This window comes from Lacticaseibacillus parakribbianus, assembly GCF_025490915.1.
Lineage (GTDB): Bacteria > Bacillota > Bacilli > Lactobacillales > Lactobacillaceae > Lacticaseibacillus > Lacticaseibacillus parakribbianus.
The window spans coordinates 85,316-101,139 of the sequence record NZ_JANQBA010000001.1; the positions used below are offsets into that span (position 1 = coordinate 85,316).

The window sequence follows — 15,824 nt, forward strand, 5'->3', positions numbered from 1 at the left end:
AAGAAAGCGTGGCAGAGACATGTCCAAAATCAAACTGGTTACCGATTCCTCGATTCAACTGACGCCCGAAGAAGTCAAGCAGTACGACATCACCGTCATCCCCTTGACCATCATGATCGACTCGACCGTCTACATCGACGGCGAGACCATCACCCGGGCTGAATTCATGGATAAGATGGCGGCGGCGCAGGCTCTGCCCAAGACCTCGCAGCCGGCGATCGGCACGTTTTTAGACGTCTTCGACAAGCTGACCGCCGATGGCTCCGAGGTGCTGGCCGTTCACATGCTCGAGGCGATCTCCGGCACGGTCAACTCCGCGCGGCAGGCCGCCGAGCTCTGCCACGGCAAGGTGACGGTGGTGGATTGTGACTTCACCGACCGCGCGATGGCCTTTCAGGTGATCGCCGCGGCCAAGATGATTGAGGCCGGCCAATCGGTTGCCGACATCGTCTCGCGGATGGCCGAGGTGCGCGATCACACCAAGCTGATGATGGGCGTGTCCAACCTCGACAACCTGGTCAAGGGCGGCCGGCTCAGCCGGGTGTCCGGCATGCTGTCGACGCTTTTGAACATCAAGGTGATCCTTGAGGTGACCGGCGGCGAGCTGGTCGCGCGGCAAAAAGGCCGGGGGATGAAGACCATCCACCGCTTCGTCGACGACTTCGTGGACAAGCTGCGGACGATTCCCAACATCAAGGAGGTCGGCATCTCCTACGCCGGCGGCCTGGAGCTGGCCCAAGACATCGCGGCCAAAATCGAGGCGGCGCTGCCGAACGTCCCGCTGCTGCTGCGGCCGACCGACCCGGTGATCGCCACCCACACCGGCGCCGGCGCCTTTGCCATCATGTATTACGTGGACTGAGCCGGGTGCTTGCCTAGGCAAAATCGGTTTCGTGGATTAGAATAGAAGCATTGGGGCAGGGGTGACCCTGCCTTTTACTATTGACTGAGAAAGGACGATCGCCGTGAATTGGAAGAACCTCGGCAAAAATCTGCTGTTCGTCGCCGCCGTGGCGGTGCTGGCCTTCGGTGGCTGGCAGCTGTTCGGGCCGCGGCCGCACAAGGTGACGCTGGCCGGCCAGACCACCGCCGTCAAGAAGCTTGAGCTGACGGCGGTCGGGGATTCGCTGACCCACGGGGTCGGCGACGAAACCGACGCGGGGGGCTACGTCGCGCTGATCAAAACCGACCTGCAGGCGACCGGCGATTACGCCGTCACCACCCAAAACTACGGCGTGACCGGCGACACCTCCAGCCAGATTCAGGCGCGTATCGACAAGCAGCCCAAGCTGCAGCAGGCGATCAAGGCCGCCGATGTGTTGACGGTCACCGTCGGCGGCAACGACCTGATGCACGTGCTGCAGGCGCATTTTCTGGACATGAGCGCCAAAGACGTCGCCCAGGGCAACGCGGCCTTTCAAAAGCGCCTGAAGAAGCTGGTCACCACGATGCGCGGCCTGAACGACACGGCGCCGATTTACGTCTTTGGCATCTACAACCCGTTTTACGTCTACTTCCCCAAGCTGACGGCGATGACCGATTCCGTCACCACTTGGAACAAGGCGACCCAACAGACGCTAGCGGCGCTTGACGGCGCGTATTACGTCGACATCGACAGCGTCTTGAGCAAGGGTGGCACCACGGCGACCAAGGCGGCCAAAAGCAGCCTGAAGCAGGCCCTGAGCGGCAGCGCCAACCCGCTGATTTTCACCCAGGATCACTTCCACCCCAACAACGCGGGTTACGCGAAGATGACGTCGCAGTTGTGGGCGAAGATGCAGGCAACAAAGAAATGGTGGGCTAATTAATGGAAACAAAAACACGCAGTCAACGCAGCAAAAAGCCGTTGCAGCCGAAGGTCAAGGCACCCCGGGCACCCAAGGCCCCGCGCGGCAAGTTCAACTGGTGGCAGCTGGTCGCCTTGACCTTAATCGGCCTGATCGTCGGCTCCGGCATCTGGTTTGCCGTCAAGGTCGCGACGCCTTACGAGACGCCGGCCAGCAAGGTGACCCCGCTCAAGGCGACGGACCCGGCGCTGACGGTCAGCCTGACCAAGCGTCAGGTCAACAAAATCGTCAGCTACTACCTGAATGATTTTCAAAAAGGCAGCCCGGTCAAATACAGCCTGACCGTCGCCGACCAGGCGGTGCTGGCCGGCACGTTCAAGTTCTTCGGCCAAAAAATCAAGTTCTCGCTGCTGTTCGACCCGCTGGTGCAGGCCAACGGCAACGTCGAGCTCAAGGCCAGAAGCCTGAACGTCGGCAGTCTGCCGGTGCCGATTAGCTACGTGATGGGCTACGCCGGCCGCGCGTTCAAGCTCCCCAAGTGGGTCAGCCTGAATAGCAAGAAGGAGACCATTGTGTTAGAATTGAACAAATTCAGCATGGAAAACGGGATGCAAATTCGCGCGACCAAGCTGGATCTGCCCAACGACGAGCTGGATTTGGCGGTGTACCTGCCGACCAAGTGAGGCAGGCGACGGGGATGGGGCGGTGCCAGCCGCTAAACGGGTGACCGCCGCGCAACGCGGGAGCGGCCAGCTACGCCGCGTCACCCGGGGCCAAGTGTAGGCCCCACGCGCCACAGCTAGGCTACCCGTCCCGCTAAGTTCGCGCGGTTCCACCCTCTAAATGGGTTACCTGCGGCAACGCGGGAGCGGCTAGCTTGCACCGGCGCTCGAAGCATAACCCGCTTCAAGCGCCGGCGCCACGCTACCCGTCCCGCGCATCCGCCGCATTCCACCCTCTAAACGGGTTACGCCGCGCAACGCGGGAGCGGCTAGCTACGCCGCGTCACCCGGGGCCAAGTGCCGGCCCCACGCGCCACGGCTAGGCTAGCCGTCCCGCTAAGTTCGCGCGGTTCCACCCTCTTCAGAAAGGACCTGATTTTATGTCTCTTGAAACTGCAATTTTTGCCGGTGGCTGCTTTTGGTGCATGGTGCAACCCTTCGAGGCGCAGCCGGGTATTGAAAACGTGGTCTCCGGCTACACCGGTGGCACCGTCGCCAACCCGAGCTACGAGCAGGTGAAAAGCCACCAAACCGGCCACACCGAGGCGGTCCAAATCACATTCGATCCGAGCGTGATCAGCTACGCCCAGCTGGTCGACATCTACTGGCAGCAAACCGACCCGACCGACGCGATGGGGCAGTTCCAAGACCGCGGCGACAATTACCGGCCGGTGATTTACGTCGCTGACGCCGAACAACGCGCCATCGCCACGGCGTCCAAGGCGGCGCTTGCGGCCAGCGGCCGGTTCAGCGACCCCATCGTCACGACGATCGAAGACGCCGGACCGTTTTACGCCGCGGAGCCCGAACACCAGCAGTTTTACGCGCGTAACCCGCGGCGCTACGCTGCCGAACACGCCCAACGCGCGGCCTTCACCAAGGCCCACTGGCAGGAATAGGAGAGCGCATGCGACAATCTTTTTACCAGTACCTGATGACGCTGAGAAATCCCAACGACCACGGCGAAATCGCCAACTTCGCGCAAAACGCCTTTCTCGATCAGGCCTTCCCAAAGCAGGAGGACGACTTCGAGGCACTGTCCAACTACCTGGAGCTCAACGGCAACTATCTGCCGGCGATGAGCGTCTTCGACGACGCTTACGCGATGTACCAGACGCACGAACACGTAGGAGGCAAGCATGGCAAAAATTAAAGTGCCGGTATGGCTGATGGCGGTGGGGATGAGCGTGACCCTGGTCGGCGGCGCCGCCGTGGGTTACGCGACCCGCGGCACCGTCGACTCGGCCAACCCGACCCAGGCGACCCTGCCGGCCGGCTTCAACAAGGTGCTCGCGACCTACGCGACGGTTCAAAACAACTACTACCAAGACGTCAGCGCGACCAAGCTGGCCAACGGCGCGATCAACGGCATGCTGTCAAGCCTCGATGACCCGTACTCGGTTTACCTGCAAAACAGCGACAAAACCGACCTCGACAGCACGATTTCCGCCAGCTTCGGCGGCATCGGCGCGACCGTTCAGCAAGGCGATAACAAGCTGACCATCGAAAGCATCCTGGCCGACACCCCGGCCAAAAAGGCGGGGCTGAAGGTCGGCGACCAGCTGATCTCGGTCAACGGCAAGTCGGTCGAAAAGCTCGACGTCACCCAGGCCGTCGCGAAGATTCGCGGCAAGATCGGCACCAAGGTCAAGGTCGTGGTCCGGCGCGACGGCAAGGATTTGACCTTCACGATGACCCGCGCGAAAATCACCACCGACACGGTGACCTACGCTTTGGCCAAGACCAACAAGCAAGTCGGCGTGATCACGATGGCGACCTTCTCGGAGCCGACCGCCGCCCAGTTCAAAAAGGCGGTGAAGGCGCTGCGCAAGGAAGGCGCGACCCGCTTTGTCCTGGACCTGCGCGAAAATCCCGGGGGCATGCTGGATGCGGCGCTTCAGATTGCCTCCATGTGCCTGAAGGACGGTCAGACCATCGTTCAGGTCAAGCCTCGCACCGGCAAAACCGAGGTCTACAAGGCCAACAAGGCTTACGACAAGGGCTTCAAGGTGACCGAGCCGCTGGCCGTCGTGATCGACGGCAACTCCGCCTCCGCCAGCGAAATCTTGGCCGCGGCCCTGAACCAAAACAACCGCGGGCCCTTGGTCGGCGTCAAGAGCTTCGGCAAGGGGACGGTCCAAAACGTGGCGCAGATGAGCAGCAGCGCCGAGCTCAAGCTGACCATCGCCAAGTGGCTGACCCCCAATGGCAGCTGGATTCACCACAAGGGCCTGAAGCCGACGATCAAGGTCGATTACCCGGCCTACGCTAAGATCAGCATGATCTCGGCCACCAAGCTGCAGGTCGGCGACCAAAAGGGTGACGTCAAGTCCCTGCAGCAGATCTTGAAGACCCTAGGTTTTGACCCCAAGAGTCAAAACGGCTACTACGGCCCGACCACGGCGGCCGCGGTCAAGGCCTTCCAGACGGCCAACAAGCTGGCCGTCACCGGCACCGCCGACACCAAGACGATTTCGGCCATGATGACCAAGCTCGCCACCAAGTACCAAGGCGAAGACCCGATGCTGGACACGGCGATCAAGGCCGCCGGCAAGGAGTAACGCCAAAGAAGGTTCGCGGCCAACGCTGCGAACCTTTTTGGTGTCCGGCCAGGCGTTTGGGGTCGGGAAAGTCGGCACCACCGCACCTGGGTCGCCGGTCGCGGACCCTGGCCGGTGCCGCGTCTTCGGTCGGCGACTTCGCCGGAACCCGGCCGCCTCGTGCCAATCGCCGGCTGCGGCGCGGCCGGGCCTCACGCGTGGGGCCGCCGCCGTTGGCTCAGCCGCCGCGCCTCCGCCTGCCACTGGCGGAATAATTCGGCGCGGTACTGGGGGTCCGCGAGGCGGGTGCGGTCGATTGGGCGGCCGGGGACCATGAACACGCTGTCGCTCACCGCGGCTTCGGTCAGGTCTCGCAAGACGAGTACCCGGCTGGTCGCCGCCAGTCGCGCGGCCTGCCAGTCGTGCCAAAGCTGTCGCTCGGCCGCCTCGCAGGTGGCAAACCCGGCGGCCTCAGGCGGTGCAACCAGCCGCGCCTGCTGGCGAAAGAAGGCGTCGGCGGTCAGCCGCCCGGCTTGCAGCCGGGCGATCAAGGCGGCAAAACGTGCCCAATCCCCGCGGCGGGTCGTATCGTGCCAGGCCTTCAGGGTGGCGGCAAGCGCCGCCAAGACGCGCTTGCGCCGCCGCTCAAGCGTCGAGGCTGCGGCGGCATCCAGGTTTTGCGCCTGGTCAAGCGAGCCGGTGACGGTCAAGGTGTCTCGGTAGTGGGCAGTCAGGCCGGCGAACCCGGCGTCAAACCGCAGGGCAACGGCCGCACCGCGGGTGAGAAAGCTGACGGTGGCGCCGCCGTCGGCCTCCGCAGCGTCTTCGATCACCCACGCGACTCGCGCCATCACCACTGGGGTGAGCCGTACCGTGCCGTCGGCCGCCAAAAGCGGCAGCTGTCGCGGCAATCCCAGCGTCAGCTCCAGCGTGGGGTGCAGCACCGCGGCCTCGGGGTCGGTGGGCGTAAGCGTCGCGGCCTTGGTGGGAAGCGGCGCCCGGGTGGCGATCGCCGGGCCGCCACTGGTTGCCGCGGGGCTAAGCCCAAGGCGTCGGGCAACCGGTTCGCGGCGGCCGGCCCCGGCAGTCGGGGGCTTTGGCCACCTGGTCACCGGCAGCTGCAAAACCGGCAACCGCCTGGCGTCCTGAAGCGCCGTGGCCGTGGCCAAAAATTCGGCAAACAGCCGGTGCTGCACCGCCGGGTCGGTCAGCGTCGTGCGGTCAAGTACCCGACCGAAGGCGACTGGCCCGTCGTGCAGGATGTCCACCCGGGTTGCGCGGATCAGCTGCGGCATTACGACGCAAGGCGTCAGGAGGCGGTCGGCGGCGCTGGCCGCGTCGCGCAGGATTTTGGTCGTCTGGGCGATCAGCCGACTCAAGGCCGGGGTGTGGCCCCGCGCTGCGGCGGCGAGCCTGGCCGGCAGCTGCGCCAGGGCCAGCGTGTCGCGTTGCAGGTCGGCGCTCAACTTGCTCAGTGCCGGCCTGAGCGGCGCATGCGGCGCGAGGTGGCGGATGGTTGAGTCGATTCTTTGGACAATCAGCCGAGCGGCCTTGCGGTTGAGCTGGGCCACCTGGGGCAAGGCGCCTGGCGTCGGCAGCGACCACCGGGCGATGCGTCCGGTGATGGTCACGCGATCACCCGCCCCCCACATCAACCCGGCCGGCGCCTTGGCCAGGCTGAACGCGACGTAGAGCGGTTCCGGGGGAAAGGTCACGCGGCTTTGATCGCGCAGTATCAGCGCGTCGATGTTCAGCAGCAGCCAATCGCCTCGGCGCGGTGTCAGGTCCGGTTGCAAGAGCGCTCCCTGGTAGCCGTGGATCAGCTGCCCCTCAAGTGTCAGCAAGGGTGGTTCTGTCATGTTGGTCACCTCCTGAGTCTCAGTTTACCGGCTGATGCCCAATCTGTAACTAAATCTGCTCGGCCGAGCATAATAATTGACGGTCAAATTGGCAGCTGTTACGATAGCCTCAGATGGACATCAGGTCCGTGGTTCGGCAAACGCGTTGTCGATGCAATCCGCGGACTTCGGCAGACGATCCGGTGGCAAGCGCCACGTCGCCTCACCCAGACCAGGCTTCACCAGCCCTTCCATTGATGGAATTAGCGGAACCCGCCGAGTCGCCGACGGGAATCATTAAGGGTAGCGGATTCTCGACCCGGTCGCCGCACGCCTTGCGTCCTACTCCTCGGAGCCAGCTGCGGACGCAAGAGACGGCCGGCACGCGCACCGGCCAGCACGCTCACACCGCAAGTCGCCCGGCGGTTCCGGGTGGTGTGTGCTGGCAACAGGCCGCGTCCTTGCACCACCGGCAGTATCCGGTCAGTTGTGGTTGACCCGACCGCCCGCCTGTACCGCAAGCCTGGCGTTTCGCCCACCGTGGGCCGACGCCCGGCAGGCGGCGCAGGCCGCGGTCCGGCCGCCGGCGATTGGCCGGCGGCACCACCCAACGCATCAGGTCCGGTACGGGCTTCCCCGCGCCGGATTTGGTGCGTTTTTTTGCGGGTTGGTGCCGATGATGGCCGCATACTTTGCTTTACAAAGTACCAAGCTGCGGGTATACTTTGCCTTGCAAGGTAAAGGGGGATCGCCATGGTTAAGATTTCAAGCCAGCTGCTCAAGGGAACGCTGGAAAACGCGATCCTGATGATCATCGCGCAGGGTGAGACGTACGGCTACGCGCTGCTCGAGCAGCTGACGGACGCGGGGTTCGGCAAGATTCCCGAGGGGACCGTTTACCCGCTGCTCCTGAAGCTGCAGCGCAACGGCCTGATTCACGCGGTGCGGCACGCCTCGACGACGGGGCCGGACCGCAAGTACTATCAACTGACGCCGCACGGGGCGGCCCAGCTGCGTGCCTTTTTGCCGCAGTGGCGCCAGCTGAAGACGGCGATGGGCAAGTTGGTGGCGACGCACGACAAGGAGGGGCATGATGACACAATTTCGGGCCAATGATCAGCGGCTGCAGCAACTGCACGGACTCAACCGCATGTACGCGGAGACGCTGTTGAACTACCTGCGCAGTCGCTGGACCAAAGACAGCGCGGCAATCGAGGACACCGCGGCCGACCTGCTGGCCGACATGCAGGAGGCGGAGGCGGCCGGCATCAGCGCCAAGGACCACTTCAGCGCCGATCCACAGGCCGCGGCCGACGCGATTTTGGCCGAGCTGCCGGCGGCGCCGCCGGTGCAGTGGCTGCTGCGGCTGTGGCCTTTGGTCAACGCGTTGGGGCTGTTGGTGCTGGCCTCGGCGCTGCTGGGTCGCGCGTTGGGGTCGCGCCTCGACCTGCGGGACACGGTTCAGCTGCTGGTGCTGCCGGTGGTGTTCATCACGGTGGCCGGGCTGTTTCGCGGCCTGGGCTTCAACCACCTGCGCCGCGCGACCCAGTGGCGCGTGTGCGGTGGGGTGCTGCTGTACCTGGGCGCCATCGCGGCCCTGGTGCTGGTGCCGCTGCCAAGTCTCAGCTTTGCCAGCGTGCGGTGGGCGGTTCTCGGCTTCGCCCTGGTGATGTTCTTGGCCAACGCCGTGATCGCCAGGTTTTGGCCAAGGCTTGGCGGCGCGTGGCTTGGCCTCTGGCTGGTCGCCGGCCCGGCGACCTGGTGGCTGTTGGGCCAGGCGCTGCCTTGGTGGGGTGCGCTGGTCGCGCTGGTGGTTCTGGGCGGCTTGGGCGTGGCGATAATCGTCGCCCAGCAGGGCAGGGTTTACGCTGATAAGTAGCGCGGCGCCTAGGCGACGCGCTTTTTTCGTGGCGGGCAAAATGTGCTACACTTAGGCCAGACTGAACTGAGGAGCAAACTATGGAGAATCGCTATATGCCAAGCGGGGTGTGGGCGGCCGGGCGCAAACTGGCGGCCGACCACCGCGTCGCGCTGAACGGGGTGGTCGGCGAAGGCGCCCAGGATTCGGGGCTGGTCATGGCCACGGTCGATGACGGCCAGGTTCACGAGGTCAGCGTCGGCGTCGATCCTTACTTTGACGACTGCGACTGCGCCGATTTTGAGGCGCATGGCTACTGCGCCCACATCGCCGCGGTCGTGCAGGTGCTCAAAAACGCCGGCCTGAGCATCGCGGCCGCCGTGGCTGACGGCCTCGCCGACTTGATGCCGCGACCGGCCGGCGAAACGCCGACGCCGGGCTGGCGCAGCAAGCGCTCAAGCGGCGGTGCCTTCTTGGACGCGCTGGGCGTGACGCCGCACCGCTACTTCAAGGGGTTGCGTGACCCGGACGCGGTCAGCGTCAACCAGCTGGCGCTTGAGGTCACGGTGGCGCTGATGAACCGCCGCACCCGCGATTGGACGCGGGAGCCGCGCATTTTCGTGCGGCTGCGGATTCAAGACGTCGCCGTCGGCCGGTTCAACCTAGTGCCCAACCTGCAGGACTTTTTGGCCACCTACAACCGCCAAGGCACTTACTACATCAACACCAACGCCTTTGCGTTGAGCCCGGCGGCCTTCAACGAAGACGAGCAGGCGCTGTTGGCCGAGCTCGCCGCCGCCACGCCGGTGGACCGCGACATGCTGGAGTACAACGACAACTACCACCGCTACGTGATGCTGGCGCCCGGCGCCTTTGCGCGGCTTGAGCCGCTGTTGCGCCGCATCGGCTACGACTACCACCCGAACACGGGTAACGCGGCCAGCTACCCCGGTGCCGACCTGCAGCCGCTGACGCCTGAGGCCGGGGTGCTGGTGGCGACGGTGAGCCAGACCAAGGCCGGCTTTGAGCTGCTGCTCACGCTGGATTACCAGGCGATGCTGGCCGCCGATCACCTGCTGGTGCGGGGGCAGCACCTGTACCAGATGACCGCGGCGCAGCTGGCGCCTTTCAACCGCCTGGTAACCCAAGTGTTGCAAAACGATCCGCAGGCCGACAGCTGCACCTTGGAGTTTGGCCGCAGCGAGGTGGCCTTGCTGCGCGATTTTTTGACGATGCTCGCGCCGCTTGCGACCATTTCGGCGCCGAGTTCGCTGATGGCCGCGGCCCCGACGTCGGCCTTTTCGCTGGATTACGCGAAGGGGACCGTGCTGTTGACCCTGACGCTGCCTGGTGCGACGGCTGAAGTCGAGCGCCAGGCCCACGACTACCTGCGCGAGCTCGGCTTCAGCTTTCGCCAGGGCCTGTGGCGCAAGCGCTTTGCAGACGCCGAGGCGACCTACCGCTTCTTTGTGGCCGAGCTGCCCAACCTCAGGGACAACGGCACGGTGACCACCACGCCGGCGGTCGACGCGCTGCTGCAAGACGGTGCGGCGCTGGCGCCGGCCGTGGCGGTCGAATCGCGCGACGGGTTGCTGTCGATCAACTTCTCGCTGAAGGGCGTCAGCCCCCAGGCGGTGGATGCGATGCTGGCCCAGCTGGATGTCTCCCGGCCATACCTGACGCGACCGGATGGGGGGCTAGTGCTGGTCGACGGGCCGCTCAAGGCGACCGTCGCCGCGTTGGCCAAGGTTCGCCAGGCCGCCAAGTGGCAGGACGGCAAGCTCGCGGTGCCGGCGTCTCAGGCGCTGGCCGTGCAGGCGGCCTTGGGGGACAAGGCCGCCTTTGACGCCCGGTTTGCCACGCTGGTTCAAGACCTCACCCACCCGGAGGCCTTCGCACCGGCCGCGCCGACCCGGCCGGTCCAGGCGACGCTTCGGCCGTACCAGGTGACCGGGGTCAAGTGGCTGGAGATGCTCTATCACCACGGCTTCGGCGGTATTTTGGCCGACGAGATGGGCCTGGGCAAAACGCTTCAGATGATCAGCTTGGTCAACGCGCATGTCGAGGCCGGCCGGCCGTCTTTGGTGGTTGCCCCGGCGTCGCTTTTGTACAACTGGGAGGCGGAGTTCGCCAAGTTCGCGCCGTGGCTGAAAGTCGCCGTGGTCGACGGCACCAAGGCCCAGCGCAAGGCGACCGTGACCGCCGGCACCGCTGACGTCTTGATCGCCAGCTACAACAGTGTGCGGCTGGACATCGCCGAGTACCAGGGCCTGCGACTGCAGCTTTTGGTGCTCGACGAGGCGCAGTTCGTCAAGAACGCCAGCGCCAAAACCAGCCAGGCCCTGCGCCGGCTCCACCCGCAAAACACGTTCGGCCTCTCCGGCACCCCGATTGAAAACCGCCCCGAGGAGCTGTGGGCGCTGTTCACGCTGATTTTGCCCGGCCTGCTGCCGAGCCTGCAGGCGTTCAAGAAGCTGACCCCAGAAGAGGTCGCCATCCGCGTCAAGCCATTCATCTTGCGCCGCGAGAAGGCGACGGTGCTCAAGGACCTGCCACCGTTGAGCGAGACCAACCTGACCAACGAAATGACCGGACCGCAAAAGGCGGTGTACCTGGCCCAGCTGCAGCAGATGCAAGTCCAGGTGCGAGGGCTGGGCAACCAGGCGCTGGTTCACAACAAGCTGGCGATCCTGGCGGGGCTGACCCGGTTGCGCCAGTTGTGCAACACCCCGGCGCTGTTCGTGCCGGGCTACACCGGCGGCTCGGGCAAGCTCGAGCAGCTGGCGGAGCTGGTCAAAGAGGCCGCAGACAGCGGTCGGCACGTGCTGATTTTCTCCCAGTTCACCCAGATGCTGGCGCAGGTTCAAGGCATCCTGGACGCCGCGCATCTGCCGACCTTCGTGCTGACTGGCGACACGCCGGCCGCCAAGCGGCTGACGATGGTCGATGCCTTCAACGCCGGCAAGCGCAACTTCTTCCTGGTGTCGCTGAAGGCCGGCGGCACCGGCCTCAACCTGACCGGCGCCGACATGGTCATCTTGGTCGACCTCTGGTGGAACCCGGCGGTCGAGGATCAGGCGATTGCCCGGGCCCACCGCATCGGCCAGACCCGCTCCGTCGACGTCTACCGCCTGATCACCAAGGGCACCATCGAGGAGCAGATCGTCAAGCTCCAGGCCAAAAAGCGCGACCTAGTCGACCAGATCCTGAGCGGCACGGAGAACAAGGCCAGCTTGACGCCGGAGGAGATCCGGCTGATTCTTGGGGTCGAGGAATAATCATTAGAGTCAACGCAAAGAGGGCTTCGCCGCTGGTAGGTGGCGAGGCCCTCTTTGCGTTTCGTTGACGGCTAATCGACCGGTCTGGTATATTTTGGAAGAATGACGAGTTGATGTAAAATGAGCCGTTGCGAATATAGAAATCCCGGTCTGGCGGGATTTGTTTAGTGTGCTCCCCGCGTATGCGGGGGTGATCCCGGCACCAGCGACCAGGACGGCAACACCTATCAGTGCTCCCCGCGTATGCGGGGGTGATCCTTTTTCAAGCGGGCCTGGAACGCGGCGCAGCCGGTGCTCCCCGCGTATGCGGGGGTGATCCTCCACAGAATGATTATTTGTGCCGAAATCAGAGGTGCTCCCCGCGTATGCGGGGGTGATCCTCCATCACAGTCGGGGCCTGGAATGCGGTGTCTGTGCTCCCCGCGTATGCGGGGGTGATCCTCCAGCGCGGGAGTTGGACGGTAAAGCTCGCCGGTGTTCCCCGCGTATGCGGGGGTGATCCCTCGGCGGGGTCCAGCGGCAGGGCAAAGATGTGGTGTTCCCCGCGTATGCGGGGGTGATCCTCTCGTTGTACTGTAACCACTGAATGATGGCGTGTGTTCCCCGCGTATGCGGGGGTGATCCTGATTGTTCGTACCAAAAGCGGAAAGTTTGACAGTGCTCCCCGCGTATGCGGGGGTGATCCCGAGTACGAGGCCTGGGCTGAGGAAAACAATGAGTGCTCCCCCCGTATGCGGGGGTGATCCCGTGTCGGCGCTGAGCCCGATTGAGCTGACGAAGTGCTCCCCGCGTATGCGGGGGTGATCCTCGCCGGGACCGTTGGTTGATGTGCTTTTGGTGGTGCTCCCCGCGCATGCGGGGGTGATCCTCGTCCTTTTTAGCGGCATTCTAGGCATTCTAGGTGCTCCCTGCGTATGCGGACATTTATAGGCTTTCTTGACACTCGAAAAAATATTGGCACCGCTTGCGCTTAAAATTTGTGCCCTCCTGATTCATCGACGTATGATAAAAATATACGATAATCGAGGAGGCTCAACATGATTTCAGAAGTGACAACCTACACACCTCAGGAGCAGGCGCTCTGGGCCAAGAAGCGGACGGAAGACGGGCGGCAGGCTTGGCTGCCGCTTTTGGCCCACCTCGAAGACACCGAGCGCGTGATCAACTGGCTTTACCAGCACTGGCTGTCGGACAGCCAGCGCGCATTTATCGCGGCGGATCTTGGCGAGGACGTCGGTCCCCAGCTTGCCAAGTTTTTGGGCTTCACCCATGATCTCGGCAAGGCGACCCCGGTGTTTCAGACTAAGCGTTCTTACGATTGTAATCAGTCGCTGGACGGTGAGCTCATCGAGCGCCTGCTGCGGGTCGGGTTCCACGATTTGAACGGGCTTGAATGCGAGTTGACCGCCGCGAATGCCTCACCGCATGCCTTGGCCGGTGAGGCGCTGCTTGAACGCGCCGGTGTTCCCGATGCCGTCGCAGCGATTGTCGGAGGTCACCATGGCCGACCGGCCAACCGAACGCCTTGGGATCAGATCCGCAAGTACACCAAAAACTACTGGCAGGCCGACCAAGACGTCGCCACCCAACAGACCTGGCAGAACGTTCAAAAACATCTCATCGCCTGTGCCCTGCAGCGAGCCGGTTACGCCAGCGTGACGGACGTGCCACAGGTGGCGCAGCCCCAGGCCGTCCTGTTGGAGGGCCTTTTAATCATGGCCGACTGGCTGGCCTCCAGTGAATCGCTGGGGGATGCCGACCAGACGCCGCTGTTTCCGCTGATTGGCTTGGACCAAGGCTTCGACGATTTGGACATGCAAGGGCGCTTCGAGGCGGCGATGACGCACTGGTACCTAGGCGAGGACTTCAGGCCGGAACCCGTGACGCTGGCTGAAGACCCGTACCGGAAGCGGTGGGGCTTCACGCCGCGGCCGGTGCAACGCGCTGTCACCGAGGCGATTGCCGCGGCGGCGGCGCCTGGTTTGGTGATTCTCGAGGCGCCGATGGGGGTTGGCAAAACCGAGACGGCCCTGCTGGCGGCCGAACAGCTGGCCTATCAGTGCGGGCAAACCGGACTGTTTTTTGGCTTGCCCACGCAGGCGACGGCCAATGCGATGTTCGACCGCGTGGCCGATTGGCTGGGGCAGCTGCCCGGAGGCGTTGAAGCGGTGCGATCGCTTGAACTGATGCACGGCAAGGCCGCGTTCAATCCGCGGTTTCGCGCCTTACCCGCCGCGGCTAACGTGGAAGGCGCCGGCGCGGTAAGCGTCAATGAATGGTTTTCCGGCAAAAAGCGCATACTCGATGCCTACACCGTCGGCACCATCGATAACTTGCTGGTGATGGCGCTGAAGCAAAAGCACCTGGCCCTCAAGCACCTCGGGCTGAGCAAGAAGGTCGTCGTGCTCGACGAGGTACACGCCTACGACGCTTACATGGGCCAATACCTCTACCGGGCGGTCGAGTGGCTGGGGACGTACCGAGTGCCCGTGGTGATTCTGTCTGCCACGCTGCCTAAGGCGCGGCGCAACGCGCTGTTGGCCGCTTACTACCGCGGCCGCTTCGGCAAGCGGCTTGAGCGCCATGCCGATCTCAGCGAACTGCCGGCGGATTGGTCAAACACCGCCGCCTACCCACTGCTGACGCTGCTCGATGGTCGCACGGTGCGACAGGTCACCCAGTTCGGCGGGACCTCGGATCAGGCGCCGTTGACCGTGTCCGTGCGGCGCCTAGCCGAGCCGGCCGATGAGCCGGCGGCGATGCAAGACGTCGCGGCGGCCATCGCAGGTGGTGGGGTGGCCGGCGTCATCGTCAACACGGTGCGTCGCGCCCAGGCGCTGGCCGCCGCCGCGCCGAGTGACGTGCCGGTGGTGGTGTTGCACTCGGCCTTTTTGGCCCCCGACCGGGCGCGGCTTGAGGCCAAGCTCCAGCAGCTCATCGGCAAAAACGCCACCCGACCAGCCCGGCTGATCGTGATTGGGACCCAGGTGCTGGAGCAGTCGCTGGACATCGACTTTGATATTTTGTACACCGACATCGCGCCCATGGACCTGCTGCTGCAGCGCATCGGTCGGCTGCACCGCCACGCCATCGCCCGGCCCAAGCCGCTTGTCCGGCCGCAGGTGGTGGTGATGGGCATCCAGGGGCTGGGCGACTACGGTGACGCCAACGCGACCATCTACAGCCAGTACCTGCTGATGCGAACCGACGCGGCGCTCGAGGCGGCGATTCAGCTGCTGCATCAGATTTCGCAGCTGGTTCAAGAGGTGTACGATCCGCTGCGCGACCCCGCCATTGCCGGTCTGGCGGCGGCCCGGGCCGAGTTTGAGACCAGGCGCGAGCAGGCCGAGGCCAAGGCCCGGGTCTTTCGACTCGAGGCGGCGGACCCAACCGCGACGCTGCACGGCTGGCTGGCCGATTCGCAGCAAAACGTTGACCGCGATGTGCGCCAGGCGGAAGCCGCGGTTCGCGACATTCAAGAGACACTGGAGGTGATTTTGTTGCGCCGCGGCACCGCCGGCCTTCAGTTGCTCGACGGGCGCCCGCTTGAAGGGTGTCCGTCGGCGACCGTTGCGACGCAGCTGATTCGGCTGCCGCACGCCGTCACGCCGAATGTTGGCGCGGCCATCACCGCGCTGGAGGAGGCTACGCGCGAAGCCGTGCCAGACTGGCAAGCCGACAAGTGGCTGCGCGGCGCGTTGGCGCTGGTGCTCGATGGGCAAGGGGCCGCGACGCTTGGGGACTGGCGGCTGCAGTACGATGCGGCGCTGGGCTTGAGTTATCAAAAAAAGGAGTGAGTCA

Annotated in this window: 11 protein-coding genes and 1 CRISPR repeat array; of the genes, 10 read left to right on the forward strand and 1 reads right to left on the reverse strand. The window is 64.5% G+C overall.

The annotated features are described in order from the left end of the window. The first annotated feature begins 19 nt into the window (after positions 1-19). The 6 genes from NUH19_RS00425 (at position 20) to NUH19_RS00450 (ending at position 5,070) form a co-directional block, all read left to right on the forward strand. On the forward strand, positions 20-862 hold the full coding sequence (locus NUH19_RS00425; protein WP_262314585.1) for a DegV family protein: 843 nt from the start codon (positions 20-22) through the stop codon (positions 860-862). Between the two features lie 103 nt (positions 863-965). Continuing rightward, on the forward strand, positions 966-1,808 hold the full coding sequence (locus tag NUH19_RS00430) for an SGNH/GDSL hydrolase family protein (protein ID WP_262314586.1): 843 nt from the start codon (positions 966-968) through the stop codon (positions 1,806-1,808). Then, positions 1,808-2,470: a YpmS family protein gene (locus NUH19_RS00435; protein ID WP_262314587.1), complete on the forward strand. Its 663-nt coding sequence runs from the start codon at positions 1,808-1,810 to the stop codon at positions 2,468-2,470. Before NUH19_RS00430 ends, NUH19_RS00435 begins: the two co-directional genes overlap by 1 nt. A 419-nt stretch (positions 2,471-2,889) precedes the next feature. Continuing rightward, positions 2,890-3,408, forward strand: a complete 519-nt coding sequence (msrA, locus tag NUH19_RS00440) for a peptide-methionine (S)-S-oxide reductase MsrA (RefSeq protein WP_262314588.1) — start codon at positions 2,890-2,892, stop codon at positions 3,406-3,408. An 8-nt stretch (positions 3,409-3,416) separates the two neighbouring features. After that, the gene (locus NUH19_RS00445) at positions 3,417-3,662 is read left to right on the forward strand and encodes a YozE family protein (RefSeq protein WP_262314589.1); all 246 of its coding nucleotides are present in this window, start codon (positions 3,417-3,419) and stop codon (positions 3,660-3,662) included. Then, a complete protein-coding gene (locus NUH19_RS00450) occupies positions 3,649-5,070 on the forward strand; it encodes a S41 family peptidase (protein ID WP_262314590.1) in 1,422 nt (473 codons plus the stop codon). Before NUH19_RS00445 ends, NUH19_RS00450 begins: the two co-directional genes overlap by 14 nt. A gap of 191 nt (positions 5,071-5,261) precedes the next feature. On the opposite strand, the gene NUH19_RS00455 is transcribed toward NUH19_RS00450, so the two are convergent. Beyond that, on the reverse strand, positions 5,262-6,908 hold the full coding sequence (locus tag NUH19_RS00455; RefSeq protein WP_262314591.1) for a hypothetical protein: 1,647 nt from the start codon (positions 6,906-6,908) through the stop codon (positions 5,262-5,264). A gap of 732 nt (positions 6,909-7,640) precedes the next feature. On the opposite strand from NUH19_RS00455, the gene NUH19_RS00460 reads away from it, so the two are divergent. The 4 genes from NUH19_RS00460 (at position 7,641) to cas3 (ending at position 15,820) form a co-directional block, all read left to right on the forward strand. Further along, positions 7,641-8,003 carry a PadR family transcriptional regulator gene (locus tag NUH19_RS00460; RefSeq protein ID WP_262314592.1) on the forward strand — a complete coding sequence of 121 codons (363 nt, stop codon included), beginning with the start codon at positions 7,641-7,643 and terminating at the stop codon, positions 8,001-8,003. Then, complete coding sequence (locus tag NUH19_RS00465) at positions 7,981-8,766, forward strand: DUF1129 domain-containing protein (protein ID WP_262314593.1); 786 nt, start codon at positions 7,981-7,983, stop codon at positions 8,764-8,766. Before NUH19_RS00460 ends, NUH19_RS00465 begins: the two co-directional genes overlap by 23 nt. Positions 8,767-8,846: 80 nt before the next feature. Beyond that, a complete protein-coding gene (locus tag NUH19_RS00470) occupies positions 8,847-12,023 on the forward strand; it encodes a DEAD/DEAH box helicase (RefSeq protein WP_262314594.1) in 3,177 nt (1,058 codons plus the stop codon). Positions 12,024-12,196: 173 nt separating this feature from the next. Continuing rightward, a CRISPR array of direct repeats spans positions 12,197-12,891; the repeat unit is 24 nt; unit sequence TCCCCGCGTATGCGGGGGTGATCC. Positions 12,892-13,060: 169 nt separating this feature from the next. Further along, a complete protein-coding gene (cas3, locus tag NUH19_RS00475) occupies positions 13,061-15,820 on the forward strand; it encodes a CRISPR-associated helicase Cas3' (RefSeq protein WP_262314595.1) in 2,760 nt (919 codons plus the stop codon). Positions 15,821-15,824 lie beyond the last annotated feature (4 nt).

What these genes read in the sequence shown, in the direction of transcription:
- NUH19_RS00425 (WP_262314585.1), top strand. Translation starts at nt 20, where the DNA reads ATGTCCAAAATCAAACTGGTTACCGATTCCTCGATTCAACTGACGCCC.
- NUH19_RS00435 (WP_262314587.1), top strand. Translation starts at nt 1,808, where the DNA reads ATGGAAACAAAAACACGCAGTCAACGCAGCAAAAAGCCGTTGCAGCCG.
- msrA (WP_262314588.1), top strand. Translation starts at nt 2,890, where the DNA reads ATGTCTCTTGAAACTGCAATTTTTGCCGGTGGCTGCTTTTGGTGCATG.
- NUH19_RS00445 (WP_262314589.1), top strand. Translation starts at nt 3,417, where the DNA reads ATGCGACAATCTTTTTACCAGTACCTGATGACGCTGAGAAATCCCAAC.
- NUH19_RS00450 (WP_262314590.1), top strand. Translation starts at nt 3,649, where the DNA reads ATGGCAAAAATTAAAGTGCCGGTATGGCTGATGGCGGTGGGGATGAGC.
- NUH19_RS00455 (WP_262314591.1), bottom strand. Translation starts at nt 6,908, where the DNA reads ATGACAGAACCACCCTTGCTGACACTTGAGGGGCAGCTGATCCACGGC.
- NUH19_RS00460 (WP_262314592.1), top strand. Translation starts at nt 7,641, where the DNA reads ATGGTTAAGATTTCAAGCCAGCTGCTCAAGGGAACGCTGGAAAACGCG.
- NUH19_RS00465 (WP_262314593.1), top strand. Translation starts at nt 7,981, where the DNA reads ATGACACAATTTCGGGCCAATGATCAGCGGCTGCAGCAACTGCACGGA.
- NUH19_RS00470 (WP_262314594.1), top strand. Translation starts at nt 8,847, where the DNA reads ATGGAGAATCGCTATATGCCAAGCGGGGTGTGGGCGGCCGGGCGCAAA.
- cas3 (WP_262314595.1), top strand. Translation starts at nt 13,061, where the DNA reads ATGATTTCAGAAGTGACAACCTACACACCTCAGGAGCAGGCGCTCTGG.